The organism is Nocardia sp. NPDC005998, from assembly GCF_040614395.1.
GTDB lineage: Bacteria > Actinomycetota > Actinomycetes > Mycobacteriales > Mycobacteriaceae > Nocardia.
Genome location: NZ_JBEXUI010000004.1, coordinates 1 through 25,575, shown reverse-complemented (window position 1 = coordinate 25,575; position 25,575 = coordinate 1). Strand labels below are relative to the sequence as shown.

General features: G+C 65.8%; 27 protein-coding genes. 16 read left to right on the top strand and 11 right to left on the bottom strand.

Annotated features, from left to right (window positions below):
- Positions 1–11 precede the first annotated feature (11 nt).
- From ABZ293_RS08515 to ABZ293_RS08500, 4 genes are all read right to left on the bottom strand, one after another.
- On the bottom strand, positions 12–470 hold the full coding sequence (locus ABZ293_RS08515; RefSeq protein ID WP_355178616.1) for a DUF1707 and DUF4190 domain-containing protein: 459 nt from the start codon (positions 468–470) through the stop codon (positions 12–14).
- Positions 471–563: 93 nt separating this feature from the next.
- Positions 564–2,267, bottom strand: coding sequence for a 5'-nucleotidase C-terminal domain-containing protein (locus tag ABZ293_RS08510; RefSeq protein ID WP_355178614.1), 1,704 nt, complete (start codon positions 2,265–2,267; stop codon positions 564–566).
- 100 nt (positions 2,268–2,367) lie between these two features.
- The gene (locus tag ABZ293_RS08505) at positions 2,368–3,027 is read right to left on the bottom strand and encodes a cutinase family protein (protein WP_355178612.1); all 660 of its coding nucleotides are present in this window, start codon (positions 3,025–3,027) and stop codon (positions 2,368–2,370) included.
- Between the two features lie 183 nt (positions 3,028–3,210).
- Positions 3,211–4,209 (bottom strand): zinc-binding alcohol dehydrogenase family protein, encoded by a 999-nt coding sequence (locus ABZ293_RS08500; protein ID WP_355179107.1) that lies wholly within the window; start codon positions 4,207–4,209, stop codon positions 3,211–3,213.
- A 179-nt stretch (positions 4,210–4,388) separates the two neighbouring features.
- On the opposite strand from ABZ293_RS08500, the gene ABZ293_RS08495 reads away from it, so the two are divergent.
- Both ABZ293_RS08495 and ABZ293_RS08490 read left to right on the top strand, forming a co-directional pair.
- Positions 4,389–5,030: a TetR/AcrR family transcriptional regulator gene (locus tag ABZ293_RS08495; RefSeq protein ID WP_355178610.1), complete on the top strand. Its 642-nt coding sequence runs from the start codon at positions 4,389–4,391 to the stop codon at positions 5,028–5,030.
- On the top strand, positions 5,027–6,715 hold the full coding sequence (locus ABZ293_RS08490; protein ID WP_355178608.1) for an FAD-binding dehydrogenase: 1,689 nt from the start codon (positions 5,027–5,029) through the stop codon (positions 6,713–6,715). Before ABZ293_RS08495 ends, ABZ293_RS08490 begins: the two co-directional genes overlap by 4 nt.
- Positions 6,716–6,718: 3 nt before the next feature.
- Here ABZ293_RS08490 and ABZ293_RS08485 read toward each other — a convergent pair whose 3' ends face one another.
- From ABZ293_RS08485 to ABZ293_RS08475, 3 genes are all read right to left on the bottom strand, one after another.
- Positions 6,719–7,591 (bottom strand): expansin EXLX1 family cellulose-binding protein, encoded by an 873-nt coding sequence (locus ABZ293_RS08485; protein ID WP_355178606.1) that lies wholly within the window; start codon positions 7,589–7,591, stop codon positions 6,719–6,721.
- A 237-nt stretch (positions 7,592–7,828) separates the two neighbouring features.
- Complete coding sequence (locus ABZ293_RS08480; RefSeq protein ID WP_355178604.1) at positions 7,829–9,097, bottom strand: bifunctional 3,4-dihydroxy-2-butanone-4-phosphate synthase/GTP cyclohydrolase II; 1,269 nt, start codon at positions 9,095–9,097, stop codon at positions 7,829–7,831.
- A gap of 77 nt (positions 9,098–9,174) precedes the next feature.
- Entirely contained in the window at positions 9,175–9,807 is a 633-nt protein-coding gene (locus ABZ293_RS08475; RefSeq protein ID WP_355178602.1) for a PadR family transcriptional regulator, read from the bottom strand.
- Between the two features lie 149 nt (positions 9,808–9,956).
- On the opposite strand from ABZ293_RS08475, the gene ABZ293_RS08470 reads away from it, so the two are divergent.
- Positions 9,957–11,585 carry an MFS transporter gene (locus ABZ293_RS08470; protein ID WP_355178600.1) on the top strand — a complete coding sequence of 543 codons (1,629 nt, stop codon included), beginning with the start codon at positions 9,957–9,959 and terminating at the stop codon, positions 11,583–11,585.
- A 56-nt stretch (positions 11,586–11,641) separates the two neighbouring features.
- Here ABZ293_RS08470 and ABZ293_RS08465 read toward each other — a convergent pair whose 3' ends face one another.
- Together ABZ293_RS08465 and ABZ293_RS08460 are read right to left on the bottom strand one after the other, a co-directional pair.
- Entirely contained in the window at positions 11,642–12,787 is a 1,146-nt protein-coding gene (locus ABZ293_RS08465; protein WP_355178598.1) for an acyl-CoA dehydrogenase family protein, read from the bottom strand.
- A 67-nt stretch (positions 12,788–12,854) separates the two neighbouring features.
- On the bottom strand, positions 12,855–13,697 hold the full coding sequence (locus ABZ293_RS08460; RefSeq protein ID WP_355178596.1) for an IclR family transcriptional regulator: 843 nt from the start codon (positions 13,695–13,697) through the stop codon (positions 12,855–12,857).
- 240 nt (positions 13,698–13,937) lie between these two features.
- On the opposite strand from ABZ293_RS08460, the gene ABZ293_RS08455 reads away from it, so the two are divergent.
- The 8 genes from ABZ293_RS08455 to ABZ293_RS08420 all read left to right on the top strand — a co-directional run bounded on the left by ABZ293_RS08455 (position 13,938) and on the right by ABZ293_RS08420 (position 21,082).
- Positions 13,938–14,414, top strand: a complete 477-nt coding sequence (locus tag ABZ293_RS08455; RefSeq protein ID WP_355178594.1) for a flavin reductase family protein — start codon at positions 13,938–13,940, stop codon at positions 14,412–14,414.
- A 96-nt stretch (positions 14,415–14,510) separates the two neighbouring features.
- Entirely contained in the window at positions 14,511–15,656 is a 1,146-nt protein-coding gene (locus tag ABZ293_RS08450; protein WP_355178592.1) for a Rieske 2Fe-2S domain-containing protein, read from the top strand.
- 53 nt (positions 15,657–15,709) lie between these two features.
- Positions 15,710–15,895, top strand: coding sequence for a hypothetical protein (locus ABZ293_RS08445; RefSeq protein ID WP_354956258.1), 186 nt, complete (start codon positions 15,710–15,712; stop codon positions 15,893–15,895).
- Positions 15,892–16,902, top strand: coding sequence for a ferredoxin--NADP reductase (locus ABZ293_RS08440; protein WP_355178590.1), 1,011 nt, complete (start codon positions 15,892–15,894; stop codon positions 16,900–16,902). The genes ABZ293_RS08445 and ABZ293_RS08440 overlap by 4 nt, the downstream gene beginning before the upstream one ends.
- 12 nt (positions 16,903–16,914) lie before the next feature.
- On the top strand, positions 16,915–17,802 hold the full coding sequence (locus ABZ293_RS08435; RefSeq protein WP_355178588.1) for a VOC family protein: 888 nt from the start codon (positions 16,915–16,917) through the stop codon (positions 17,800–17,802).
- 24 nt (positions 17,803–17,826) lie between these two features.
- Positions 17,827–19,032 carry an LLM class flavin-dependent oxidoreductase gene (locus ABZ293_RS08430; protein WP_355178587.1) on the top strand — a complete coding sequence of 402 codons (1,206 nt, stop codon included), beginning with the start codon at positions 17,827–17,829 and terminating at the stop codon, positions 19,030–19,032.
- A complete protein-coding gene (locus tag ABZ293_RS08425) occupies positions 19,032–20,063 on the top strand; it encodes a zinc-binding dehydrogenase (protein ID WP_355178585.1) in 1,032 nt (343 codons plus the stop codon). Before ABZ293_RS08430 ends, ABZ293_RS08425 begins: the two co-directional genes overlap by 1 nt.
- A gap of 56 nt (positions 20,064–20,119) precedes the next feature.
- Positions 20,120–21,082 carry a nitronate monooxygenase gene (locus ABZ293_RS08420; protein WP_355178583.1) on the top strand — a complete coding sequence of 321 codons (963 nt, stop codon included), beginning with the start codon at positions 20,120–20,122 and terminating at the stop codon, positions 21,080–21,082.
- Here ABZ293_RS08420 and ABZ293_RS08415 read toward each other — a convergent pair.
- Entirely contained in the window at positions 21,030–21,326 is a 297-nt protein-coding gene (locus tag ABZ293_RS08415; protein WP_355178581.1) for a three-helix bundle dimerization domain-containing protein, read from the bottom strand. The two genes, ABZ293_RS08420 and ABZ293_RS08415, sit on opposite strands and share 53 nt — an antisense overlap.
- A gap of 158 nt (positions 21,327–21,484) precedes the next feature.
- Between ABZ293_RS08415 and ABZ293_RS08410 the strand changes: the two genes are divergently transcribed.
- From ABZ293_RS08410 to ABZ293_RS08390, 5 genes are all read left to right on the top strand, one after another.
- The gene (locus ABZ293_RS08410) at positions 21,485–21,874 is read left to right on the top strand and encodes a hypothetical protein (RefSeq protein WP_355178579.1); all 390 of its coding nucleotides are present in this window, start codon (positions 21,485–21,487) and stop codon (positions 21,872–21,874) included.
- A gap of 44 nt (positions 21,875–21,918) precedes the next feature.
- A complete protein-coding gene (locus tag ABZ293_RS08405) occupies positions 21,919–22,401 on the top strand; it encodes a nuclear transport factor 2 family protein (RefSeq protein ID WP_355178577.1) in 483 nt (160 codons plus the stop codon).
- Positions 22,402–22,425: 24 nt separating this feature from the next.
- Positions 22,426–22,839, top strand: coding sequence for an SRPBCC family protein (locus ABZ293_RS08400; protein ID WP_355178575.1), 414 nt, complete (start codon positions 22,426–22,428; stop codon positions 22,837–22,839).
- A 219-nt stretch (positions 22,840–23,058) separates the two neighbouring features.
- Complete coding sequence (locus ABZ293_RS08395) at positions 23,059–24,108, top strand: aminotransferase class V-fold PLP-dependent enzyme (RefSeq protein WP_355178573.1); 1,050 nt, start codon at positions 23,059–23,061, stop codon at positions 24,106–24,108.
- Between the two features lie 118 nt (positions 24,109–24,226).
- The gene (locus ABZ293_RS08390; protein WP_355178571.1) at positions 24,227–24,556 is read left to right on the top strand and encodes a hypothetical protein; all 330 of its coding nucleotides are present in this window, start codon (positions 24,227–24,229) and stop codon (positions 24,554–24,556) included.
- Positions 24,557–24,707: 151 nt separating this feature from the next.
- Here the strand turns inward: ABZ293_RS08390 and ABZ293_RS08385 are convergent, their stop codons facing one another.
- The gene (locus tag ABZ293_RS08385) at positions 24,708–25,325 is read right to left on the bottom strand and encodes a hypothetical protein (protein WP_355178569.1); all 618 of its coding nucleotides are present in this window, start codon (positions 25,323–25,325) and stop codon (positions 24,708–24,710) included.
- Positions 25,326–25,575 lie beyond the last annotated feature (250 nt).

The window sequence follows — 25,575 nt, the reverse complement described above, 5'->3', positions numbered from 1 at the left end:
CGAATCCCCAATCAGGACAGCGTGTTTGCCCACACGATCAACCAGACGATGCCAAAGGTCACGGCGATCGTGATACCGGCGATCGCGGTCGCCGGACGCGGATCCGGGTTCTTCCGCTCCTCGGTCAGCCCGATGATGCCGAGAATGAGCGCGAGCGGCGCCGAGAGTCCGCAGCACACGCCGAGCAGACCGAGTACCAGCGATGCGATGGCCAGCGGATTGGCCCGATTGACCGCACGCGGGTAGGGCCGGTAGACCGGCTGCGGCACAGCGCGCTGGATCGGCGGCAAGCCCGCCATCGCCACGCCCAGATCACCGAAGGTCCTGGCGCACAGGGCTTGTCCGATCCGATCGCTCAGTTCGTCGGCATCGAGACGACCTAGTTGAAAGTTGTGTTTCAGCGCGTCGACGACCTCTTCCCGATCGGCGTCGGCCGCGCGCAGATTCGGGGTGGCAGTGAAGGGATCCATCTGGTGCCCCCTGGTGATCGGAGGAACGTCGTCGTCTCCGATCGTATCCCCGTGCGCGATGGCCGTCGCCGTCTCGAGACCGCCGCGACCGGCTCAGCGCTTCTCGGTGCGGGCTGGCGGCGAATCGAGCGGTGGACGGCCCCGCAGATAGGACTCGAAGGCGTCGAGATCGATGGGGCCGACCGTCTTGTCGGCGCCCTCGGTGAAGACGGTGAAGCCATCGCCGCCGGAGGCCAGGAAACTGTTGGTGGTGATGCGGTAGGTGGCGACCGGATTGAGCGGCTGGCCGCCGATGCGCACGCTGTCGGCCACCACCTTGCCGCCCTTCGGGCCGGATTCGACATAGGTGTAGGTGAGCCCGGCGGGTGAGAGGACGGTCGGCTTGCCCGAGATATTCCATTGCTGTTCGAGCAGGCGCAGGATCTGACTGCCGGTCAGTGTGATGGTGACCACCTGATTGCCGAACGGCTGGACCGTATAGATATCGCCGTAGGTGATCTCACCGGACTTCAGGTCGGTGCGCACCCCGCCCGGATTCATGAACGCGGCCACCGCCGCGGCGGGCGCGGCCGCGGTCACCGAGAGCATCGAGTCGGCGATCACATCACCCAGCGGTGATTCGCCGGAACCCGCCGGTTCGTGCGGCAGCGAGGCGGCCGCGATGCCGACCGGCCGATCCGCGCGCGGCTTGGCCTGTTCGGCATAGAAGTCGATCAGGGCGGTGGTGGCCGCATCCGGGGTGACATCGCGGGTCACCACCCGGTTCACCGCCGAGGCCTGCACGCCCTCGGCACCGAAGCGCAGGGTGATATCGGTGATCAGCCGACCATAGGAGGCGGCCTGGGTGACCACCTTGCCATCGATGGTGCAGACATACGGCTGATGCGAATGCCCGGTGAGCAGCACCCGCACCGCCGGATCAACGCCGGTGGCCAAGGCGGTGACCTCGGGGGAGATATTCGCGCATCCGTTGTAGTCGATCGCGACATTCTGGGCCGGTTTCTGCACTCCACCGTCGTGCAGCAGCGCCACCACGGTCTGCGCGCCCGCCGCCGTCACCTCGGGAACGTACCGATTGATGGCCGCGACCTCATCGCCGAAGGTGTAGCCCCGAATGCCTTCGGGGAGAACGATACTCGCAGTCTCCGGGGTCACCGTGCCGATGACACCGATCTTGTGTCCGCCGACCTCGAGCATCGTCCACGGGCGCAGCGTCGGCGGCAGCTTGCCCTCGGCGTCGGTGACATTGGCGGCCAGATACAGGAACTTCGCACCGGTGAACGGCGCACCTGGCGAGCAGCCCGCGAGCGCGCAACCACCCTCGCGCAGCCGGGCCAATTCGATGACGCCGCTGTCGAATTCGTGATTGCCCACCGCGGAGGCGGCCAATCCGATGGAGTTCAGAAAGGTAATGGTCGGCTCGTCGTGGAACAGTCCGGAGACCAGCGGGCTCGCGCCGATATTGTCACCCGCCGCCACCACGGCACTGGCCGGATAGGCCTGTTTCAGCCGTGCCAGATGGGTGGCCAGATACGCGGCGCCGCCCGCATCGTATCCGGCGATCTTGCCGGTGGAACCGGCAGGCGGCTGGAGATTGCCGTGTAAATCGTTGAGCCCGAACAGATGTACCTCGTTCGACTGCGCCCCGCGCAGATCGTTGGTCGAGATCAGGGGGATCACCCCGGGCACCGACGAAGTGACCGGGCCGCTGCCCTCCGATGCGGTACCGCACCCCGCCACCAGGGCGATGCTCACGAGTCCCGCGACGATCATGCCGATGCGATGGTGCACAGTCATGCTTCCGACTTTCCCATGCCCGGGTGCCATCGGTATGAATCCCGCGCGAACACACCGGCGGCGGGGCCGATCTGCGACCCCGCCGCGCGGATTTCCCGGCCTACACCCGGCCCGCCGCGAACTCCGCGGCCGGCCAGAATGCCCAGCCGTAGTTCCCGTGCTGGCTCGGGTCGAGGCCGCCACCGCAGACCGGATCACCGGCGGTGCAGTAGTCGGCGGTCTTCCAGGCGTAGTTGCCGGGGACGCCCCAGCCGATCAGGCGCAGGGGGTCGCCGAACAACAGAACCGCGGACACCTTCCATTCGAGATCGCCGGGGAGCACGTAGATCCCGGGCAATGCGGTCACGATGCCAGTGCCGACCACGCCGTGTACGACGGCCGCACCCTGCGAGTAGCCGACCAGGATGAACTGCTGATCCGGGCACATCTGCGACTGCCGGATGACATGGTCGGTCATATCCTGGGTGCCGCGGCTGAGCGAGGTGGGGTCGAGCAGATCCGCCGGATAGTCCACCCGGTAGGCGCTGCTACTGACCGGAAGTGCCTGCAGCAGTGTGCCGTACAGCGGATCGCCGACAACGGAGCCGAGCCACCCGGGTTCCCCGGTGCCCCTGGCCACGACCACATCGACGTCGGCACAGTCCGCCCGTGCCTGCGCGCCCGTACTGGTCACCGCCCCGGCTCCGGCCACGAGCAATAGCACAGCCAATACTCGTGCCAGCCGCCGCTTGTCGAATACTTTTACCTTCCGGATTTCCATCGTGATCACCTCTCACGCCGTTGTGAGAAGCCGGTTGACTCTTGTCAGTGACAAGAGTCAACCGGCTATATCCGCCAAGGTAAGGACGATGGAGAGTTGCTTCAAGCAACTCAGCTGAAGCGAGATCTAATCAACGCTGAATCGTGTCCTGGTAATCCCGTCCGCCCATGGAAGTTTCGGCGCTCAGGGGATGAGAACCGCTGCGCCGGTGAAACGTCCGTGTGCGAGATCCGCGAGAGCTCGATCTGCCGTACCGAGGGAGTACCCAGTTGTCGTCACATGTATCCGGTGTTCGCCAGCCAGCGTGAGGAATTCGCGCGCGTCGGCGCGGGTGTTGGCAGTCACCGAGCGAATCTCGCGCTCCTGGAACAGGTGCCGCTGATAGTTCAGCGACGGGATATCACTGAGATGAATGCCCGCGATGGCGAGCACGCCGCCGCGATCGAGCGCTTCGAGCGCGGGCGGCACCAGCTCGCCGATCGGTGCGAACAAGATCGCCGAATCCAGTTGGACCGGAGGCGGATCCGCCGCGCCCTGTACCGAGGCGGCCCCGAGGTCGCTGGCCAACTCGCGCGCGGCCGCATCCCTGGTCATCACGTGCACCTCGGCGCCGCGCGCCAGCGCGACCTGCGCGGCGATATGCGCACTGCCGCCGAAGCCGTAGATCCCGAGTCGTCCACCCTGGGGCAGATCCGCGCGCTGTAGCGCCCGGTAGCCGATGATGCCAGCGCACAGCAGCGGCGCGGTCTCCACATCGGTGTAGCCGGCGGGCAGCCGATGGGCGTAAGCCGCTGGGACAGTGGCATATTCGGCGTATCCGCCGTCGGAGTCCCAGCCGGTGTACTCCGAATACGGGCAGAGATTCTCCGCGCCGCGCAGGCAGTATCGGCAGCTGCCGCAGGTGTGGCGCAACCAGGCGATACCGACGCGATCACCGATGGCGAACTCCGACACCGTCGGCCCGAGCGCCACCACCTCCCCGACGACCTCGTGCCCCGGCACCACACCGGGCCGATGCACCGGCAGATCCCCCTCGGCCACATGCAGGTCGGTCCGGCAGACCCCGCACGCCAGCACCCCGACCAGCAGTTCACCGGGCCCGGGCGCCGGCAGCGGTTCCCGGACCGCGTCCAGCGGTCCGCCATCGATCGGCCCCGGCCGCCGCACCCGCCAGCCGGTCATCTGCGTGCCCGCACTCGCATTCATACCGATCACTCCTCACCGACAGGGGGACGGTCCTTTCGGATTATCCACGCCGACCGCACCGGTCCAGCCGTTTCGCCGACGGTGAGTCGAGCTTCTGATACATTTCTGTATTGAATACATTCCTGTATCGAACTGGCCGCCCGAGGAGGTGCGCAGTGGCATCGACAACCGATGCGGCCACCCCGGCGCGCCGGGTGACCCGCCGCCGCACCGAGACCCGTAGGCGCCTGCTCACCGCCGCCTACGAGGTCTTCGCCGAGGAGGGTTTCGGCCGGGCTTCGGTGGAGCGCGTATGCGATCGGGCCGGTTTCACCCGCGGCGCGTTCTACTCCAACTTCACCTCCCTTGACGAGTTGTTCCTGGCCATGTGGGAGCAGCGTTCGGCCGCCATGATCGCCGGTGTCCGGGCGACGCTGGACGACTTCTCGGTCGATGGTGTCGTCGATGTCCGTACCGCGGTCGAGCGCCTGGACCGCGCCGTGCCGATCGATGAGGATTGGTACCGCATCACCGCGGAGTTCACCACGCACGCGCTGCGCACGCCCGGGCTGCGGCAGGTCATGGCCGAACGCGAGGAGGCGATCGTCGCGGCACTGATGCCGACCATCGTCACCGCACTCTCGCGCATCGGCCGGACCGTTCCCGATCCCGTCGCACTCGGTCAGGCCCTGGTCGCGGTGCACGACGGCACCGCCGTACAGGTGCTGATGGAACCCCGCAGCCGCAAAGTGCGCACGCGGCGCACCGATCTGTTCTGCCACATCGTGCTGGCCTACAGCACCGAAACCGAAGGATGACCATGTCCAACCCGAGTCCTGAATCCGCGCACGAGGCGGATGTCATCGTTGTCGGTGCTGGCCTGGCCGGTCTCGTGGCGACCCACGAACTGGTCAAGGCGGGCCGCAAGGTGCATGTGCTGGATCAGGAGAATCGCAATAACCTCGGCGGCCAGGCGTTCTGGTCGCTCGGTGGGCTGTTCTTCGTGGACAGTCCGGAGCAGCGCCGCCTCGGCATCAAGGATTCCTACGAACTGGCCATGCAGGATTGGCTCGGCTCGGCGGGTTTCGATCGCGACGACCAGGACCACTGGGCCCGCCAGTGGGCGCAGGCCTATGTGCGCTTCGCGGCCACCGAGAAGCGGGACTATCTGCACGAGTTGGGTTTGCGGGTGACCCCCTTGGTCGGCTGGGCCGAGCGTGGCGGTGCGTTCGCCGACGGGCACGGCAATTCCGTACCGCGCTTCCACCTCACCTGGGGCACCGGCCCCGAGGTGGTGCGGGTCTTCCAGGAGCCGGTGCTCGAGGGCGAGCAGCGCGGCCTGGTCGGCTTCAGCTTCCGGCATCGGGTCGACGAGTTGATCGTCGAGGACGGCGCGGTGGTCGGTGTGCGCGGCAGTGTGCTGGAGCCGACCGAGCTGGAACGCGGCCGGGCCTCCTCCCGAAATGTGGTCGGCGACTTCGAATTCCGCGCCAAAGCGGTCATCGTGACCTCCGGCGGCATCGGCCACAATCACGAACTCATCCGCCGCAACTGGCCCACCGAACGGCTCGGTCCCGCGCCGGAGACCATGATCTCCGGTGTCCCCGCACATGTGGACGGACGGATGCTCGGCATTTCCGAGGCCGCGGGCGGCGCGATCGTCAATCGGGATCGCATGTGGCACTACACCGAGGGCATTATCAATTGGAATCCGATCTGGCCCGACCACGCCATTCGGATCATCCCGGGCCCGTCCTCGCTGTGGTTCGATGCCAATGGAAAGCGTTTGCCTGCACCGTGTTTCCCAGGGTTCGATACCAACTCCACGATGAAGGAGATTCTGGCCACCGGCTACGACTACTCCTGGTTCGTGCTCACCCAGTCGATCATCGAGAAGGAGTTCGCGCTCTCGGGCTCCGAGCAGAATCCGGATATCACCGGCAAGGATCTCAAGCTGACGCTCAAGAGCCGGGTGGCCAAGGGCGCGCCCGGCCCGGTCGAGGCATTCAAACAGCACGGGGTCGACTTCGTCGTCGCGAATACCCTGCGCGAGTTGGTCGATGGCATGAACAAGATCGCGCGCGGTCCGCAATTGGACTTCGACGATCTGGAGCGCCAGATCATCGCTCGTGACCGTGACGTCGCCAATAAGTATTCCAAGGACGCCCAGTTGATGGCGATCAGCAACGCGCGCCAGTACTTCGGCGATAAGGCGGGCCGGGTGGCCAAACCACACCGCATCCTGGATCCGGCGCACGGTCCGCTGATCGCGGTGCGGCTCAATATCCTGACCCGCAAGACCCTCGGCGGACTGCAGACCAATCTGGACTCCCAGGTCATGCGTCCGGACGGGACACCGCTGCCCGGGCTCTACGCCGCGGGCGAGGTGGCCGGATTCGGCGGCGGCGGTGTGCACGGATACAACGCACTGGAGGGCACCTTCCTCGGCGGTTGCATCTTCTCCGGCCGAGCCGCCGGTCGAGCCATCGCGAAACTCGGCTGACCGCTACCCCTTACAGCCGGTCGCGGCGAGGCCCAATGGTGCCTGCGGCGCGATGATGGGGACCGCCGTCGTCGGTGCGGACGGCGGTTCCGGGATCGGCTCGGTGTAGAGGCTCAGGCCGGTTTCGCGTGGACCCTGCTCCAGGAAGATCCCGGATATCTCCACCTGATGTCCGCGGACATCGGTTACCCGGGCCGAGAACGGTCCGGGTCCCGCACCGCTGATCGTCCAGTAGTTGTCCACGCCGCGGTCGAGCTCGAGCCACGGGCCGTTGTCCGGTACGGACCGTAATGCCACCCGCTGGATGGGATTTCCCGATCCGGTGACCAGCATGGCCAGCCAATTCGCTGACGAGTCCGGCTTCAGCTCGTAGCTCAGTTCGGGTGCGGGAAAGGGATCGCGGACCACGGCATAGCGGACCTGCGCGACGCCATCGGACCGGTCCGCGATCTGTTCGAAGGCGGCGGTGGACAAATCCAGTTGTCCCGGAGCACATCCCGGACAGCGATCGGCGATGAGCACCCGGACGTCACCGAGCGGGCCGTGCACATCGAGATAGGCGCCACACAAATCGGCGTGGGCGTACTCCGCGGTGGAGATTCCCACATAGAAGCCACTGGTCGGCAGCCCAGTGAACGAACAGGCAACGCCGGGACCGAAGGCGTAGTAGCGCGCCTCCCCCCGCCGTGCGGGTATCGACGCCTCCGCGGTATGCCAGTTCACGACGCCGGTACTGCCGGTGGCCACCATCATTCGCGATGTGGTCCCGATATCGGGAACCGACCGCGTGGCAGCGCAGGACGGCTGCGGCTGGGGTCTGGCGATCCAGAGCGCCATGGCCACCGCGCCGAGCAGCGCGCCAACGGACGTCCACAACCACCTCGAACGGAAACGCTGCTGTCTGATCGGTATTCGGTGCACCGCTGTCCCCGACTTCCGGCTCACCCAACTCGCGGACTCTCGATCCTGACCCGATCAGGAAAGCAAACCGACCAGCAGCGTATGACTCGAACGAAAAATCTCCGTAGTGAAACACTCACATGTCGGCAATCTCACGGCAAATAGCCAGCATTCGGCTCGGCGCCGTCGCCGAAGATCGGAAAAGATCCGTCCTTACGAGCTAACTCTTGCCGGTTCCGCGTCGACGCCCGAGAGTTGATGATCCATCCGATCGCGCTTGGCGCGCAGGTAGCGGATGTTGTGTTCGGTCGGCGTCGCCTGCAGCGACAGCCGCCGCACCACCGTGACCCCATAGTCTTCCAAACCCTGCTGTTTGGCCGGATTGTTGCTCAGCAGCCGCACCGAGCGGATACCGAGATCGGCGAGCACCTGCGCACCCGCCGCATACCTGCGGGCATCGACCGGCAACCCGAGCGCCAGATTCGCTTCGACGGTATCGGCCCCGCGGTCCTGTAATTCATACGCCCGCAATTTGTTCAACAACCCGATGCCACGGCCCTCCTGGCCACGCAGGTAGATCACCACACCACTGCCCTCCTCGGCGACCGCCCGCAGCGCGGCGTCGAGCTGATCGCCGCAATCGCAGCGCAGCGAGCCGAGGGCATCACCGGTGAGGCATTCCGAATGCAGCCGGGTCAATACCGATTCCCGGCCCGGATCACCGAAAACCAATGCGAGCGTTTCGGTTCCGGACACCTCGTCGCGATATCCGACGACGCGGAACTCGCCGAATCGGGTCGGCAGGCGGGTCTCGACCACCCGGGTCAGGGTGTGCTCGACGCGGCGGCGGTACTCGATCAGATCGGCGATCGAAATAATCGGCAGTGCATGGGTTTCGGCGAACGCGAGCAGTTGCGGAAGGCGCGCCATCGATCCGTCGTCGTTCACGATTTCGGCGATCACACCGGCCGGCCGGAGTCCGGCCAAGCGGGTCAGGTCGACAGCGGCCTCGGTATGTCCGGCACGGCCGAGCACACCGCTGGGATGCGCGCGCAGCGGGAAGACGTGGCCCGGTCTGGTCAGATCGTCCGGTCCGGTGCGCGGATCGGCCAGCGCGCGCACCGTATGCGCGCGGTCGGCGGCCGATATCCCGGTCGTCACACCGGACGCCGCATCCACCGACACCGTATACGCCGTACCCTTGGGATCCTCGTTGACCGGCGTCATCGGTGGCAGCCGGAGCCGGTCCAGATCCGCACCGGCGAGCGGCGCGCACAGCACGCCGCTGGTGTGCCGAACCATGAAGGCGATCGATTCCGGCGTCGCCAAGGCGGCGGCCAACACCAGATCGCCCTCGTTCTCCCGATTCTCATCGTCGACCACGACGACCATGCCGCCCGCCGCGAGCGCGGCCAGAGCAGTCTCAATGGGATCCAGCGCCGACCCGATCGTGCGACGCTGATCTGCGAACTCGGTACGCATGACCACCTCCTCCTATATGACTAGTAGAAGTATTTCGACTAGTCATAGGAAGCGCGCGTCCCGGTGAGTGGACGAATTCAGGAAGCGCGGCGACCTTTACCCTTCGCCGTCTTCTTCTGCGGGGCTCGATCGGCGAGTTTGTCCACGTCGGCGAGCAGTTCCTTGGCGAAATCGCGCTCGGCCTCGTAATGGCGCACACACCAGCGCAATACCGCCCCCGGATAGGCCCAGTCCGGGTTCTCATCGGCGCCCTCGGCGTCGACCTCGGCCAGTTTGCGCATCTTCTCCGCATATCCGATGTGCTCGGTCAGGATTTCGCGCAGTCGGTCCGGTTCGGCGAGATGACCCAGCCACGCGCGCAGCATGACGCTGTGCTTGAGCACCGGCGCTTCCACCGGCGCGTGGTTCACCCAGTGCGCCGCGGCGGCGCGGCCGCTCTCGGTGATCGCGTACATCCGCTTGCCGCGCACGCCGTCGTCCTGCAGCACCGTGCGCGAGGTGGCGTAGCCATACTTCTCGAGGCGTTTGAGCTCGGCGTAGATCTGACTGAACGATGGGCTCCAATAGAAGAATTGCAGGCTCCAGTCGGCCCATTTCTTCAGGTCGTAGCCGGAGAGCTCATCGGCGTGCGAGAGCATGCCGAGCACGGCCCAACTGGTCGTCGGCAGATCCGGGACCCGGGCGTCCACCGGGGACTTCGCTTCGGTCACGGTAGGACTATATCGCTTAGGCATATTCCGGGTGAAACATCCCGTTCAGTGGGATTCGAAAGATACGACCGACAACGCTTTGTGACAGGTTTCACAAATCATCACCATCGAACACCACCAGGTCGTTCCCGAACTGCGGAGCACGATTCATGTCCACCATTTCCAAAGATACCGCCGCCGAAAGACCCAGCGGCGCAATCGAATCCGCTGATACCGGCCGACTCGACGGCGTATCGCCCGCCAGGATATTCGCCGTTCTCGCGGTCATCGTGGCGTTCACCGAGGTCGCCCCGATGCAGTACACGATCGTCGCGGCCGCACTACAGAAGATCGCACCGACCTTCCCCGGCGTCGGCGCCAATATCAACTGGGCCATTATCGTCTTCGGCCTCATCGGCGCCGCCGCGTCCCCGCTCATCGGCAAGATGAGCGATGTCTGGGGCAAGAAGCGGATGTTCCTGGTCTGCGGTGTGCTCTTCATGATCGGATGCGCGATCGACGCGGTCACCAGCTCCTGGGGGCTGTTCCTGATCGGGCGCGGATTGCAGGCGACCGCGATCGCCACCGCGGTCATCGCCTATGGATTGATCCGAGATCTACTGCCGCGCAAATATGTTCCGCTCGGCCTCGGTGTCACGGCGACCGGGCTCGGACTGTCCGCGGTCGGCGGGCCGCTGCTCGGCGGATACCTCGTCGACAACTACAGCTGGCGCGCGATCTTCTGGGTGCTGGCCGGATTCACACTGCTGATGCTGCCGCTGGTGTGGATCGTGGTGCCCGAATCGAAGTTGCGGGTCAGCGAGCGCATCGATGTGTTCGGTGCGGTACTGCTGTCCGCCGGGGCCGCGTTGACGCTGATCTACCTCGACAAGGGCCAGGACTGGGGTTGGCGCGAACCGCTCACGCTGGCCTGGCTGTTCGGCGGCATCGCGTTGCTGGTGTTGTTCGTCGTGGTCGAGTTGCGCGTCACCCGGCCGATCATGGATATGAAACTGCTGTTCCATCCGCGGGTGGCGCTGGTCCTCGGTGGTGCGCTGTTCGCGTCGTTCCTCATCGGCGTCCAGTCCTACGCGCTGGGCTATATGACCCAGACCCCGGACTCCGATACCGTTGCCGCCGGTGTCCAGCAGGCCACCCTCGCGCAGATCCAGCAGCAGACCGGTCAGTCGATGCCGCCCGCGATGGTCCAGGTGCTACTGGATCCCGGATACAGCTACGGAAATGGCTTCACCCTTTTGCAATTCGCCGTCCGAGTCGCACTGCTGCAGTCCGTACTCGCCATGATCTGCGGCGCCCTGGCCGGTGCGCTGGCCCGTAAGATCGGAGCCCGGCTGCCATTGGTCTTCGCGCTCATGCTGTTCGTCGGCGCGGGCGTCGGCTACGCCGTCCTGCCCCACACCTGGGTCGTATTCCTGTGGGTGAGTGCCGCATTCGGCATCGGATTCGGTTTCTACTACGCGTCCATGCCCATTCTCATGGTCGAGGCCGTGCCACAGGAACAGCAGGGCATCAGCCTCGGCATGCTCGGCGTCATGCAATCCATGGGCGTCGCCATCGGCTTGGCCATTGTCACCGCCTACCTCAACGCCAGTCCGATCACCGCGCAGGTGAGCGTCGCCGGTCAGCCCGCACAAGGATCTGTCATCCCGCAGGTCTTCGCCGACCACGGCTACGAAATGGGCTTCTGGTTCGCGGCGGGTGCCTCGGTGATCGCCCTGCTGATCGCCCTCGTCATGCGCCACGGCCGCACCCCCGCCACCGGCGGCACCGCCCACTGACACGACGCGGACAGCGGGCCGGGACCATCGGGTTCCGGCCCGTTTTCGTGCGCCGGTCAGTCGGTGAAGCCGTCCATCATGGACAGCACGCGGAGCATCACCTCGTCGGCACCGCCGCCGATGCTGAGCAGGCGGCTGTCACGGAAGGCGCGCGAGGTCCAGGTTTCCTCCATATACCCCATGCCACCGTGGATCTGCAGGCACCAGTCCGCCACCCGGCGGCCGAGGCGGGCGGCTTCCAGTTTGCAGATCGTGGCCATGCGGGTGACATCGGTGCCCGCCATATAGGACTGGGCGGTGGTCTCGGTATAGGCGCGCAGCATATCGACGCGGGCGGCGAGTTCGGCGTAGGTGTATTGCAGATACTGGTTCGCGGTCAGCGGGTGGCCGAACACTTTGCGCTGTCGGGCATAGTCGCGGGTGAGTTCCAGTTCGAGTGCGCAGGTGATGGGCACGCTGTAGGAGGCGAACATTCGCTCCATCACGAACTGCGACATCTGCTGCTGGAAGCCGCGCCCGATCTCACCGACGGTGTTGCGCACGGGAACTCGGACATTGTCGAGGGTGAGCAGACCGGTATCGGAGGCACGCATACCGAGCTTGTCGAGTTTGCGGTCGACCCGGAATCCAGGAGTTCTGGTGGGAATGATGATCTGGCTGATGCCGCGGTAGCCGCCCTCGTCGGAGGTGCGCACCAAGGTGCACAGCCAGTCGGCCTGAAGGGCGTTGGTAATGAACATCTTCGAGCCATTGATCACCCAGTCGGCACCGTCGCGACGGGCGTGCGTCCGGATCCCCGCCACATCCGAACCGGCCTCCGGTTCGGTGACCGCGACACCGCAGACCAGCTCGCCGCGCATGGCGGGCGCGAGAAACTCCTGTTTGAGTTCCGCACTGCCGTGCGCATGCAATGACGGCGTCGCCATCGCGACGTGCACGCCGAGCGCCATCGGGAACGATCCGTGCGCGACCCGGCCGAGTTCCTGACACAGCACCACCGTGAACAGGTGGTCCGCGCCCTGGCCACCGTAGGCCGGATCGTATTCCAGCCCGAGCATCCCGAGTTTCGCCATATCCGCGAAGATCTCGTGCAACGGCATCCACTCGGCGCGTTCCCACTCATCGACATGCGGATTGATCTTCTGCTCGACATACCGCCGTACCAGCGCCCGGAATTCCTGATGCTCATCGCTGTAGATCACGTCGCCCTCCTCACCGAGGCCCCCACTCCGACGCTAGCCGAGCCCGCCGCCTAAGACGGCCGAATGATCACCGCCAGCGCGCGTGGCGCGGAAACAGTGCACGTCCCGCCTCATGCGCCACCTCGACCAGGACGCGCGCCAACCGGGCGGTATCCAGAGCCGTTCGCTCCCCGCCGATTTGGCCGGACAGCGACAGCGCCCCCACGGCGGCCCCCCGACCCCGAATCGGCACGGCCACGCAGGCGATCCCGGTAAGCGACTCCTCGTTGTCCAGGGCAACACCCTGCCGGTGCCGGATCCTGGTCAGCTCACGATGCAGTTCCGCCTTGTCGCAGATGGTGCGCGGCGTCAATTGCGGCAACCGGTCCCGGAAGGATGTCTCGACAATGCTCGGCTCCAGCGAGGCCAGCAGCGCCTTGCCGAGAGCCGTGGTGTGCGCGGGCATCCGCCCGCCGAGGCGGGTCGGGATGCTGGCGGTAAGCCGGCCACCGGCCTTGTCCAGGTACAGCACCTCGCGCCCGTCGAGCACGCCGAGATGGCCGACCATGCCGGTCCGCTGACACAGATCGTGCAGCAGTGGACTCACCACATCGCGAATCTCGTTGTGGTCGGCGGCGAGTCCGCCCAGTTCGAGCGGACGCATGCCGAGTCGGTAACCGCCGGGCGCGTGTGCCAGCCAGCGCAGCCGGATCATCTGGTCCAGAATCCGGTGCACGGTGGACCGGGGCAGGCCGGTGCGTTCGGCGAGGCCGAGTAGCGTCAGGGTCGGTGTCGAACCGTCGAAAGCGTCTAGGATCAGCGTCATCCGCTCGATCATGGATACCGGCGTCTGCGCGGGCCGGGTGGTCGGTCGACCCGAACCCGACAACAGCTGTTCGGACTGCGGGCCGGTCAGCACCTCGACCGTCATGGCGCACCTCCAATGTGTAGCGCATCTAGCTTAGATTATTTCGATTAGGCATGTCCGTTTTCGGCACACCTGTTCGTGTCCCCCATCACAGTGCCGGCGCGCGGACAACCCGGAATCCCGAAAACTACGGAGATCGCTACGGATCTTCTCGGTAGCCGGAATCCGTTATTGACAGCCCACCGAGCGCGCCGCTTACCTTCATGGCGAAACGGAATATTTCTAGTCGAAACTAGGAGCGCCATGGCCGTCGTGCTCGACTTCAAGGCCGTCCTCGGCCGGTTCGCCACCGGAGTCACCGCGATCACCGCCCTGGACGGCGCCGAACCCATCGGGTTCGCCTGCCAGTCCTTCTCCGCACTGTCCCTCGATCCGCCCGCGGTGGCCCTGTTCCCGGCCAGGACCTCCACCACCTGGCCGCGCATCCGGACCGCCAGCAAGTTCTGCGTGAACGTGCTCGCCGCGGATCAGGAGGATGTGTGCAGACAGCTCGGCCGCAGCGGTGCCGATAAATTCGACGGCCTCGATTGGCGGCCGTCCCCCAATGGCTCACCGCTACTGGCCGGATCGATCGCGTGGATCGATTGCGAACTCGGCGGCGAACTCGACGGCGGCGATCACACCATCGTCATCGGCAATGTCACCGCGCTCGGGGCGGACCGTGAGGCCGACCCGCTGCTGTTCTACCGCTCCGGATTCGAGCGCCTTACCAGCGTTTGAGCTTGCTCCCGACCAGTGGGACGCCGCCTTTCGGCAACGGCGGACACCGCCGAACCATCGAAGCACAACGACACGGACGACGAACGTGGAGGACCAATGAGCCCGGCGAACACCGACGACCAGGTGCGCGTGATCGACACCGGCGCCCCGCCGACCCGATACGCCCGCGGCTGGCACTGCATCGGCCTTGCCGACAGCTTCCGCGACGGTAAACCGCACACCATCGAAATCTTCGGCACCGAACTGGTGGTGTTCGCGGGCGAGGACGGCACGCCGCATGTGCTCGACGCCTACTGCAGGCATATGGGTGGCAACCTCGGCGACGGCACCATCAAGGGCGACACCATCGCCTGCCCGTTCCACGACTGGCGCTGGAAGGGCAATGGCCGCTGCGCCGCGATCCCCTACGCCCGCCGGGTGCCCCCGCTGGCCCGCACCAAGTCCTGGGTCACGATGGAGCAGAACAAGCAGCTGTTCGTCTGGAACGATCCGGAGGGCAATCCACCGCCCGCGGATGTCGCGATTCCCCGGATCGAGGGCGCGTTCAGCGACGAGTGGAGCGACTGGACCTGGAATCAGATCACCATCGAGGGTGCGAACTGTCGCGAGGTTATCGACAACGTCGTGGATATGGCGCATTTCTTCTATGTGCACTACGCCTTCCCGACCTACTTCAAGAACGTCTTCGAGGGGCACATCGCCAGTCAGTACATGACCTCGATAGGCCGCGAGGATATGCAGGGTGAACTGGCCAAGGAAGCGGGCGGCCAGAACACGCTGCATTCGGAGGCGCACTATTACGGCCCTTCCTACATGATCGATTACCTCGTCAACGAATCCAATGGGCAGACAGTCGAATCCGTGCTGATCAACTGCCACTACCCGGTCTCGCCCACCAAGTTCGTGCTGCAGTACGGCGCGATCGTGAAGAAGCTGCCCGGACTCTCGGCCGATGAGGCCGAGGCGATGGCGGTGCGCTTCGCCAATGGACTCGGCCGCGGTTTCGAACAGGATGTGGCGATCTGGGAGCGCAAGACCCGCATCGACAATCCGCTGCTGTGTGAGGAGGACGGACCGGTCTATCAGCTGCGGCGCTGGTACGAGCAGTTCTATACCGATATCGCCGAGGTGGAGCCGAAGATGACCGACCGCTTCGAATTCGAGGTCGACACCACCCGCGCGATCACCGCGTGGGAGGCCGAGGTCGCCGAGAATCTGGCCGCCCAACGCGCGGACGCCTGAACGGACCAGTGATGGATTGCGTCACCTGCCACGCCTGTCGAAACCAGGTGTCCGTGGTCAAATTCAGCCCCGCGCATACGAGTGTGCAGTGGAGTTCCGCCGCTCGCGCGCACTGTGCCGAGTTCGCCCGCGATGGCGGCGGGCCGGTGCGCGGCTGCGCGGCCTTGCGCGACAGTATCGAAAAGGCCGTCACCTCGGGTGAAGTCGGGTTGACCACGCGTGATAGGGATCTGCTGTGAGCACGGCGGAAACGCTGCGGGTGGTTCGCGTAATCGCCGAAACCCACGACGCGGTATCGCTGGAACTGGTCGCCGAATCGGGTCGGCCACTGACCTATCGCCCCGGCCAGTTCCTGACACTGCGGATACCCAGTGCGCGAACCGGTTCGGTGGCCCGCTCGTACTCGCTGTCCAGCGCACCGCACGAGGACGGGCCGCTCAAGGTCACCGTCAAACGGACCGAGGGCGGCTACGGTTCGAACTGGCTGTGCGATAACGCCGTCGCGGGCATGACCATCGATAGTCTGGCGCCCGCGGGAGTCTTCACGCCCGACTCGCTCGACACCGATCTGCTGCTGCTCGCGGCGGGCAGCGGGATCACGCCGGTGCTGTCCATCCTGAAATCGGCGCTGGCGCAGGGGTCCGGACGCTGCACCCTGATCTATGCCAACCGCGACGATGACTCGGTGATCTTCGCCGACGAACTGCGGTCGCTGACCGCTGCCTATCCGGATCGCCTGGTCGCGCTGCATTGGCTCGAGTCCGTACAGGGCTTGCCGTCGGTGCGGACACTGACCACCCTGGTCGCGCCGTGGTCGGACCGCGAGGTATTCGTCTGCGGCCCGGTGCCCTTCATGGACGCCGTGGTCGAGGCGTCCGGCAATCTCGGCATGGACCGCACCCGCGTGCATGTCGAGAAGTTCGTTTCGCTATCGGGCGACCCCTTCGCCGAGGTCGACGACGATACCGGCGACGCCGCGCTCGTCGAGGTCGAACTCGACGGCACTACCAACGAATTCCCCTGGCCACGTAATACAGTGCTGCTCGATCTACTGCTCGCCCGCGGCGTCGAAGCACCGTACTCCTGCCGTGAGGGCGCCTGCAGCGCGTGCGTCTGCCGGGTCGTCGACGGCGAAGTGAAGCTGCTGCGCAACGAAGTACTGGAACGCGAGGACCTGGCCGACGGCTATGTGCTGGCCTGCCAGGCGGTGCCGGTAACCGACACGGTCCGGATCACCTATGAATGAGGAGAACACCCTATGGGCATTATCAGCTCGCTCGGCTATGTGAAGGTCGCGGTCGCCGATCCGGCGGCCTGGCGCACCTTCGCCTTCGATGTGATCGGCTTCGCCGAGGGTACCGGTCCGGATCCGGACGCGATCTACCTGCGCATGGACGAGCACGTCGCGCGCCTGGTCCTGGTGCCGGGCGAGACCGACAAGGTGCTCGCCATCGGCTGGGAGGTGCGCGACCACCGTGCGCTCGCCGAGGCGCGAGAGGCGGTGGAGCAGGCCGGAATCGAAGTTGCCGCGCTCACCGTGGCCGAGGCGGATGCCCGCAGCGTGGAGGAGGCGATCACCTTCCGCGATCCCTCCGGCACCACCATCGAGATCTTCCACGGCCCGGTCCTCGACCACAGCCCCGTCGTCGGCAAACACGGAAACCGTTTCGTCACCGAGGGTCTCGGTCTCGGCCACGTGGTGCTGCCGGTGCCCGACCTCGACGGCGCGTTCCGTTTCTACACCGACGTCCTCGGTTTCCTGCCGCGCGGCGCGTTCCGGCTGCCGACGCCGCCCGAGTACGGTCCGGTGCGCATCCGCTTCCTCGGTGTGAATCAGCGCCACCACAGCCTGGCGCTGATCCCCTCCGGCGGTAAGGAGGGCTCGGGCCTGGTGCACATCATGGTCGAGGTCGACCGTCTCGATGATGTCGGCCGTGCCCTGGATCGGGTGAACAAGGCCGGATACCACCTGTCCTCCACGCTGGGCCGCCACACCAACGACAAGATGATCTCCTTTTACGTCCGTACGCCGGGCGGCTGGGATCTCGAATTCGGCACCGAGGGTGTGCTGGTGGACGAAACCACCTACACCGCAGAGGAAATGACGGCCGACAGCTATTGGGGTCACGACTGGGACCGCAGCTGAACCACCGCACGTAAGGACAATTGAATGAGCGACAACCAGTTCGGCCCAACCAGGTTCGGATTCTTCATCGCCCCCTACCATCCGCTCACCGGCAACCCGACCCTGCAACTCCAGCGCGACCTCGCACTGGTGGAGCTGGCCGACCGACTCGGCTTCGCCGAGGCCTGGGTCGGCGAACATCATTCGGCCGGACTGGAGATCATCGCCGCACCCGAGGTATTCCTCGCCGCCGCGGCCCAGCGGACCAGCCGCATCCGTCTGGGCACCGGTGTGAACTCCCTGCCCTACCACCAGCCGATGATGCTCGCCGACCGCATCTGCCTGCTGGATCACCTGACCATGGGCCGCACCATGATGGGCGTCGGCCCCGGTCAGCTGGCCACCGATGCCGCCATGATGGGCATCGATCCGGTCCGCCAGCGCGACATGATGCACGAATCCATGGACGTACTGGTCCGCCTGCTGCGCGGTGAGACGGTGACCGCCGAAAGCGACTGGTATCACCTGAGCGAGGCCCGCCTGCAACTGCTGCCCTATCAGGTCGACGGTCTGGAAATGGCGGTGGCCTCGACGATTTCACCGTCCGGCGCGGTGCTGGCCGGACGGCACGGTGCCGGTCTGCTGTCCCTGGCGGCCTCCGATCCCAGCGGATACGATGCGCTGCTGCCGAATTGGCAGGTCTATGAGAAGACCATGGCCGAACACGGCCATACTGTCGAACGCGCCAAATGGCGGCTGGTCGCGCCGATGCACATCGCCGAAACCCGCGAACAGGCGATGCGCGAAGCCGAATGGGGCGTCGGACATCTCGTCGACTACATCGAAAAACTCAGCGGCCGCAGCGCGCCGTGGAATACCTCGGCCCGCGCCGCCGTCGAACAGTGGACCGGTGCAGGGTTCCCGGCCTTCGGCCGCGCCACCATCGGTACCCCCGACGATGCCATCGCGACCATCGAGAAACTCGCCGAACAGTCCGGCGGCTTCGGCACCTTCCTGCTGCTCGGACTGAATATCGCGGACTGGGACGCCACCCAGCGTTCGGCCCGACTCTTCGCCGAACAGGTGATCCCGCATTTCACCCGGGCCAACCGCAATCGCACCGCCTCGCTGGAGTGGGCGCATGCCAATAGCGAACGCATGATCGGCGGCCTGACCGCTGGCATTCAGAGTGCCTTCGAAAAGTACGGCCAGACCTTGGCTTCCGCACTGGGCACCGAGGAGGCCAACTGATGCGCGCGGTGGTGATGCGGGCCGGTGCGCTGGTCGTCGACGAGGTGCCGGAGCCCGTGCCCGGACCCGGCCAGGTCCTGGTCGAGACGATTTCCTGCGGTATCTGCGGATCCGATAAGCAGGCCCTGGACTACACCGACGAATTCCTGCAGGCCTCCCGCGACAGCGGTGTCCCCACTTTCCAATTCGATCCCGATCGCGATGTCGTCATGGGTCACGAAATCGCGGCACGAGTGGTCTCGGCCGGACCGGATACCCCGCATACCGAGGGACAGCTGGTGGTGGCCCTGCCATGGGCCATCGATCATGTCGGCCAGATCCACGGTGTCGGGTTCTCCAATGAATTCCCGGGCGGCTACGGCGAACGCATGGTGTTGCAGGCCATGGCGTTGGAGCCGATTCCGGATTCGGTCGCACCGCACGTCGCGGCGCTTACCGAACCGCTCGCCGTCGGCTTCGGCAATGTCGCGCGCACCGGGATCGGGCCCGGCGGCTCCGGCATCGTGATCGGTTGCGGCCCGGTGGGTTTGGGTGCGGTCGCCGCGCTAGCCGAGCGCGGGGTCGCCCCGATTGTCGCCTCCGATCCGTCGAAGCTGCGGCGCGATACGGCATTGCGGCTCGGTGCGCATCGCGTTGTCGACCCCGCTGTCGCAGATCCGATCGAGGTCTGGCGGGAGGCCGCCTCCCCCGGCCAGCTCCTGCACGTCTGGGTCTGTGCCGCGGTCCCCGGCATGATCAACGAGCTGATGTACAAGGTCCCGCGCCAGACCACGATTCTCCAGGTCGGCGCGGTGATGACCGATGATGTCATCCGCCCGATCGTCGGCATCTACAAGGACATCTCGCTGCAGATGTGCATGGTCTACCCGCATGAGGAGTACGCGAAGACCCTGCACCGCATTGCCGACGGCATCATCGATGCCGCCTCGCTCATTACCGATCAGGTCGGGCTGAGCGGCGTCGCCGGTGCCATCGACGCACTGCGCAATCCGGACGATCACATTCAGATCCTGGTGCGACCGGATCTCTGACCACCCCAGGGACGTATCGTCGAGGACGGCAGTCGAGGGCGACGAAGGGGCTGGTCATGGCATTGCGTACCGATCTCACCGAGATGTTCGGCATCGAGCACCCGGTCATGCTGGCCCCGATGGGCGGGGTGGCGGGCGGCGAGTTGGCCGCCGCGGTTTCCGAGGGCGGCGGATTCGGCCTGATCGGCGCCGGTGGCGGCGATCCGGACCTGCTCGATCGGGAATGCGGGGTACTCGCGGCCCGCACCGAAAAGCCCTGGGGCGTTGGGTTATTGAGCTGGGCAACCGATCTCGATGCCGTACTGCGAGTAGTAGAGCGCCGCCCGGCGGCGATCATGTTGTCCTTCGGCGATCCCACACCGTACGCGGATGCCGTACTGGCGGCCGATATTCGCCTGCTCGTCCAGGTGACCACCACGGATGAGGCCGCCCGCGCCCTCGACGCGGGCGCGCATGTCCTGGTCGCACAGGGCGGCGAGGCGGGCGGACACGGCGGCGCGCGCGGCACGCTGCCGTTCGTACCAGCGGTCGTGGATCTGGCGGGGACGGTGCCGGTACTCGCCGCGGGCGGCATAGCCGACGGTCGCGGGCTGGCCGCCGCACTCGTGCTGGGTGCGGCCGGCGCGCTGATCGGGACGCGCTTCGAGGCCACACCAGAAGCCCTGATATCCGCCGAACAGGCAAAGGCCATCGTCGAGGCCGATGCGGGTGACACCGAACGCAACCGGATCATCGATATCGCGCGCGAATCCCCGTGGCCCGCCGAATACACCGCCCGCACGCTGCGCAATAGCTTCCTCGACGAGTGGCACGGCCGCGAAGCCGAACTCGCGGCCGATTCGGTTGCGCGACAACGGTATCGAGACGCGGCCGAGCGGGGCGATCTGGACTGTGTGCCGACCTGGGCGGGCGAGGCGGTCGGCCTGATCGACGGCCTGGAGTCGGCCGCCGATCTGGTGGGCCGGATCAGCGGCGACGCCGAGCAGGTGATTCGGCGTGCCGCGGGGCGCTGCGGTTAGTCGGCTCATCCTCGGTCATCGCGTGTAGCCATTCGCGGGTGTAACGCTCGGCCAGCAACGGCAGGAAGTTGTCGATGGTGGCGTGGTTCGCGACGTGGTCATAGGCGGAGCGCAAGCACTGGTCGACGGTTTCGTCGGGGACCTCGTCGAATTCGCGCTCCAATCGGCGCGCGGCGGTACGCAGTGCCAGCTGCTGGTCAATGGACGGGTCATGCTGTTCGTGTGGGGTGCGACCTTCGGTCATGGCGGACTCCTGGCCAAGATGAACTTGCGATGCGGTGGGCGCAGCGGGGCGCGCCGACTACTGCGTCCACCAACTGGATACCCGCTGTGCCCGCGCGAACACCCGCAATTGCGGGGCGGATCCGATGCTTTTCCCGGCGCGGATTCCGCGCTACCGTTTTGGCAGATATCAATAGCCTCGTGGAGGTGGCCGGAATGCTCGGCGAGAATCCGATGTGGGTGGCACCGGAGGCGTGCACGTTGCCCACCGAACAACAGCCATTGCGCGTAGGTGAGTTCGCGCTTCTGTTCGCCACGGCACTGCGCAAGATCGAGCGCCCGGCGCCGACCCTGCTCCGACTCGAACTCGACGCCGCGGCCACGGCGAGCGCGCAAGATCTCGCGGCCCGCGAATCGAGCTGCTGCGCCTTCTTCAGCTTCGCGTTCACCCCCGCCGAGCCGGGCGCGGTATTCATGGATATCCAGGTGCCATCCGCCCACATCGCGGTCCTGGACGGCCTTGCCGCACAGGCCGCGGCCGCACAGCCGACAGCTCCGTCGGACGGCTAGAACAAGTTCTTGTTTTGCCGCTTCGTGAGTGCCAAGCTGAACGGATGGATCTCGACGCCATCGAAGCCGTCCGCCAGCTCAAGTACCGCTACTTCCGAACCCTGGATCTCAAGCAATGGGACGACTTCGCGGACACCCTCGCCGTCGACGTCGCCGGTCGCTACGGCACCCACGCCATGGGCGCACCGCTGACCCTGGACGGCCGTGACGCCGTCACCGCGTTCATGCGCGAGAACCTCGGGCCCGCCATCGTCACGTCCCATATCGCCAACCATCCGGAGATCACCGTGGACGGCGATACCGCAACGGGCTCTTGGGCTTTCGAGGACACCGTGATCGCCACCGAATACGGCGTACTGATCCGCGGCGCGGGCTACTACACCGACAGCTACCGCCACGACAGCGACGGCCGCTGGCGCATCACCGCGACGAGCTATCAGCGGATCTACGAGTCGATGCAATCCCTCGCCGACACCCCCAGCTACCAACTCCTGTCCAACATGTGGGCGGCCGGGACCCCGAAATAGGACGGCCGATAAGGTGGATCCGTTATGGCCACCATCCGGCATGAAATTTCGATCGACGTCGACCCGAAGCACGTATGGGCGGCCCTGCGCGATATCGGCGCCGTGCACGAACGCCTGCTGCCCGAATATGTCGTCGATACCCGAATCGATGGCGACGTCAGATTTTTGACCATGCCCGGCGGCAATGTGATCCGCGAACTGATCGTCACCATCGATGACGAGGCACGCAGACTGGCCTACTCGGCCGTCGAGGGCTTCCAATTGCCACTCACCCACCACCACGCCTCCTTCCAGGTCCTCGCAACCGACAACGGTCGCAGCACCCTGGTTTGGGTCACCGACGTGCTGCCCCACGACGCCGCCGACCAGGTGCGTCCCCGAGTCGAACGCGGCGCCCAGGTAATCAAAACAACCATCGAACAACACCATCCAGCCTAAAAAACACCCCCACCCCACCTACCGTGCGCCCCACCAAAAAACGACCGTCATGAGCCGAGAATGCGCTGGTGCAGGTGCGCTCTCGACGTTTGCCTGCGTGAGCGCATGGTGATCGCTTGTCCGAGGGCTACCCGGCATGCTGGGTGAGGATTGGATTTGGGTCCACTATTTTGTGGGTGGCACTCGACTCGGGCGGGGCGTGCGCGGAGTGTGTCAGGTATGTCTTCGCTTGCGCCCGATGAGTTCACGACCGAGACCGCCTATCTGAACACCGCTTCGCACGGATTGCCGTCCGCGCGCTCATTGGCGGCGGTGCAGGAGATGAACGCGTTCTGGGCGGCGGGTCGTGGTGCACCGGCGACGCGGGATGATCTGGTACCCGAATTGCGGGCCGGGTTCGCGCGATTGCTGGCGGGCGCTTCGGTCGACGATATCGCGCTCGGCGCAACCGTGGCCGGGCTGATCGCGCCGGTGGTCGCCGCATTGCCGCCGGGAGCGGAAGTATTGCTCGCTGAAGGCGAATTCTCTTCCGTCTCCATGCCTTTCGTGCATCGCGGCGATCTCGCTGTGCGGTTCGTGCCATTGGAGCGCCTTGCCGAAGAGGTGCGGCCCGAAACGGCATTGGTCGCGGTCAGCGTCGTGCAGTCCAAGGACGGCCGGACCACGGATATGCCGCTGTTGCGCGCGGCCACCCGGGCGCACAATGCCCGACTGCTGGCCGATGCCACCCAGGCCGCCGGATGGTTGCCGCTGCGTTTCGACGATGCCGACTATTGGGTGTGTGCGACATTCAAGTGGCTGATCGGCGCGCGCAGCGTCACATTCTTCGCCGCCGCGCCGGAAGCCGCCGCCGAGTTGCGCCCGATCAGCCCCGGCTGGTACGCGGCGGCCGACCGCTGGGCCGAACTCTACGATCCGATCGCACTATCGAGCACCGCCCAGCGATTCGACTCCACTCCGGACTGGCTCGGCGTCATTGCAGCGCTGGCAGGTCTGTCGTTGCTCGAGGAGCTGACCATCGACAAGATCGGCGCCCACAACCGCGAACTCGCCACCCGGTTCCGAACCGGGTTGGCAGAGTTGGGTTTCCAGTCGGTACCCGCCGATTCAGCCATCATCTCGGTGCCCGGCGCGGGCGATGCGGCAGCTCACCTGGAAGCCGCGGGCATCATCACATCCGCCCGCGGCGGCGGCCTGCGCTTCTCCTTCCATCTCTACAACAGCACCGACGATGTGGACCGAGCACTGACCGCCCTCGCCGAGCGCTGACAACCGCACCTGCTATTGGCCTCCGCACCCTGTTGGGGCGCGTTCGTCGTCGCCGTGCTCATCGAGGCGCATCGGAAAATGACATGACCGACCTGGATCATGCACCGGACACTTGAGCATGGAGGATTTCCTCACTAGTCCGAACTGGATGGAGCAGCCGGTTCTGCTGCAAGACGATGTCGGCAGCATCTGGCAGCTCCACAAGAGGCGCATCGACCTGCGCGTGGTGCGAAGGCTCTTAAAGGATCCCCGTGCCACGGTCATACTCGGCGAATGCGGTGGCACACACCCGCGCCTCCTCGCGGACTCCGAACGATCTGGGTTTTGGAGCAAGGTCAAAAACAACTACCAGGGTCCTGGCGGAGACTGGTCAACCGGCCGTTTCCTGGCGCACGAGTTCCGTACTCACGATGATCGGCGGATGCTGTTCATAGAGGAGCACTGCTGACCGCGTGCGCGGCCGGGCGGGGAAACCCTCCCGGCCGCGTCTGCACCAGATCCCCGCGCGACCAGCACATCCAGGCCATCGAGCACCCGCTTGCGAGCCTCCACAGCTCCGCAACCCCCGACCAGTCGGCGCCTACTTCACCTGCCCGGGATCACGGCTGGCCGGTGGCCCACGCCTGTACGGCGTCGAAGAACTCCGGGCCGCCCACGACGTATCCGCCGACGGTTGCACCGATCAGCGCACCCACGGGAATGCTGATCCCCCATATCAGGGGCAGACACGCCCCGAGGATGCCGCCCACGATGGCACCGCCGACGACGCCGGGCAGGTTCTTGTTGATCTGCTCCTTGAGTCGGTCGTAGGAGCTGATGTCCTGCAGTTGCGCAATATCTTCCGCCGTCGGGGTCGGTGTCAGCGTCAGGGTGCGGCCGTCCGCACCGATGTGCTGTGCAATCGCGATCGAACGCCCGTCGACGGCGTACCACTGCGGCATTTCGGTCACCGCCGCTCCGTCGCCGGACTCGAGCACCACCGCACCGTCCTCCGCGATCTCGAACTCGCCATTCTCGACGGTGGTGATAATGCCCCTATCGACTGGCGAAACGGTGATCTGGTAGTTGATTCCGTGATCCACACCGGACGTCGTGCCCCCCGCAGTCACCGCAGTCGGCTGCTCTGTTACGGCCAGCTCTGCATGGGCGGTTGCCGCAGTGACACCCACGGCCGAGATGGCCACGAAAACGGCAGCAGTGATTTTCTCGAACTTCATCCTTCGAATCCCTCCACTCAACTGCCCCTGATGGGCGGACCGAGTCAGACCTTAAGCGGTGTCGAATTCAATGGCGTGCAGCACGCCACACGCAGTTCGAAGTCGCTGCATTCCGGTTTTCCATTTCTCCGGTGCAGCCCTCGCGGGTGTCGCAGCTAGTGCCTCTGCAAGGAAGGTTGGCTCGGTAATCGGGTCAGCGGGGTGGCGAGTTGATCGCTGGCGCTGCAGTGGTGATGCTGCCTGGGGAGGT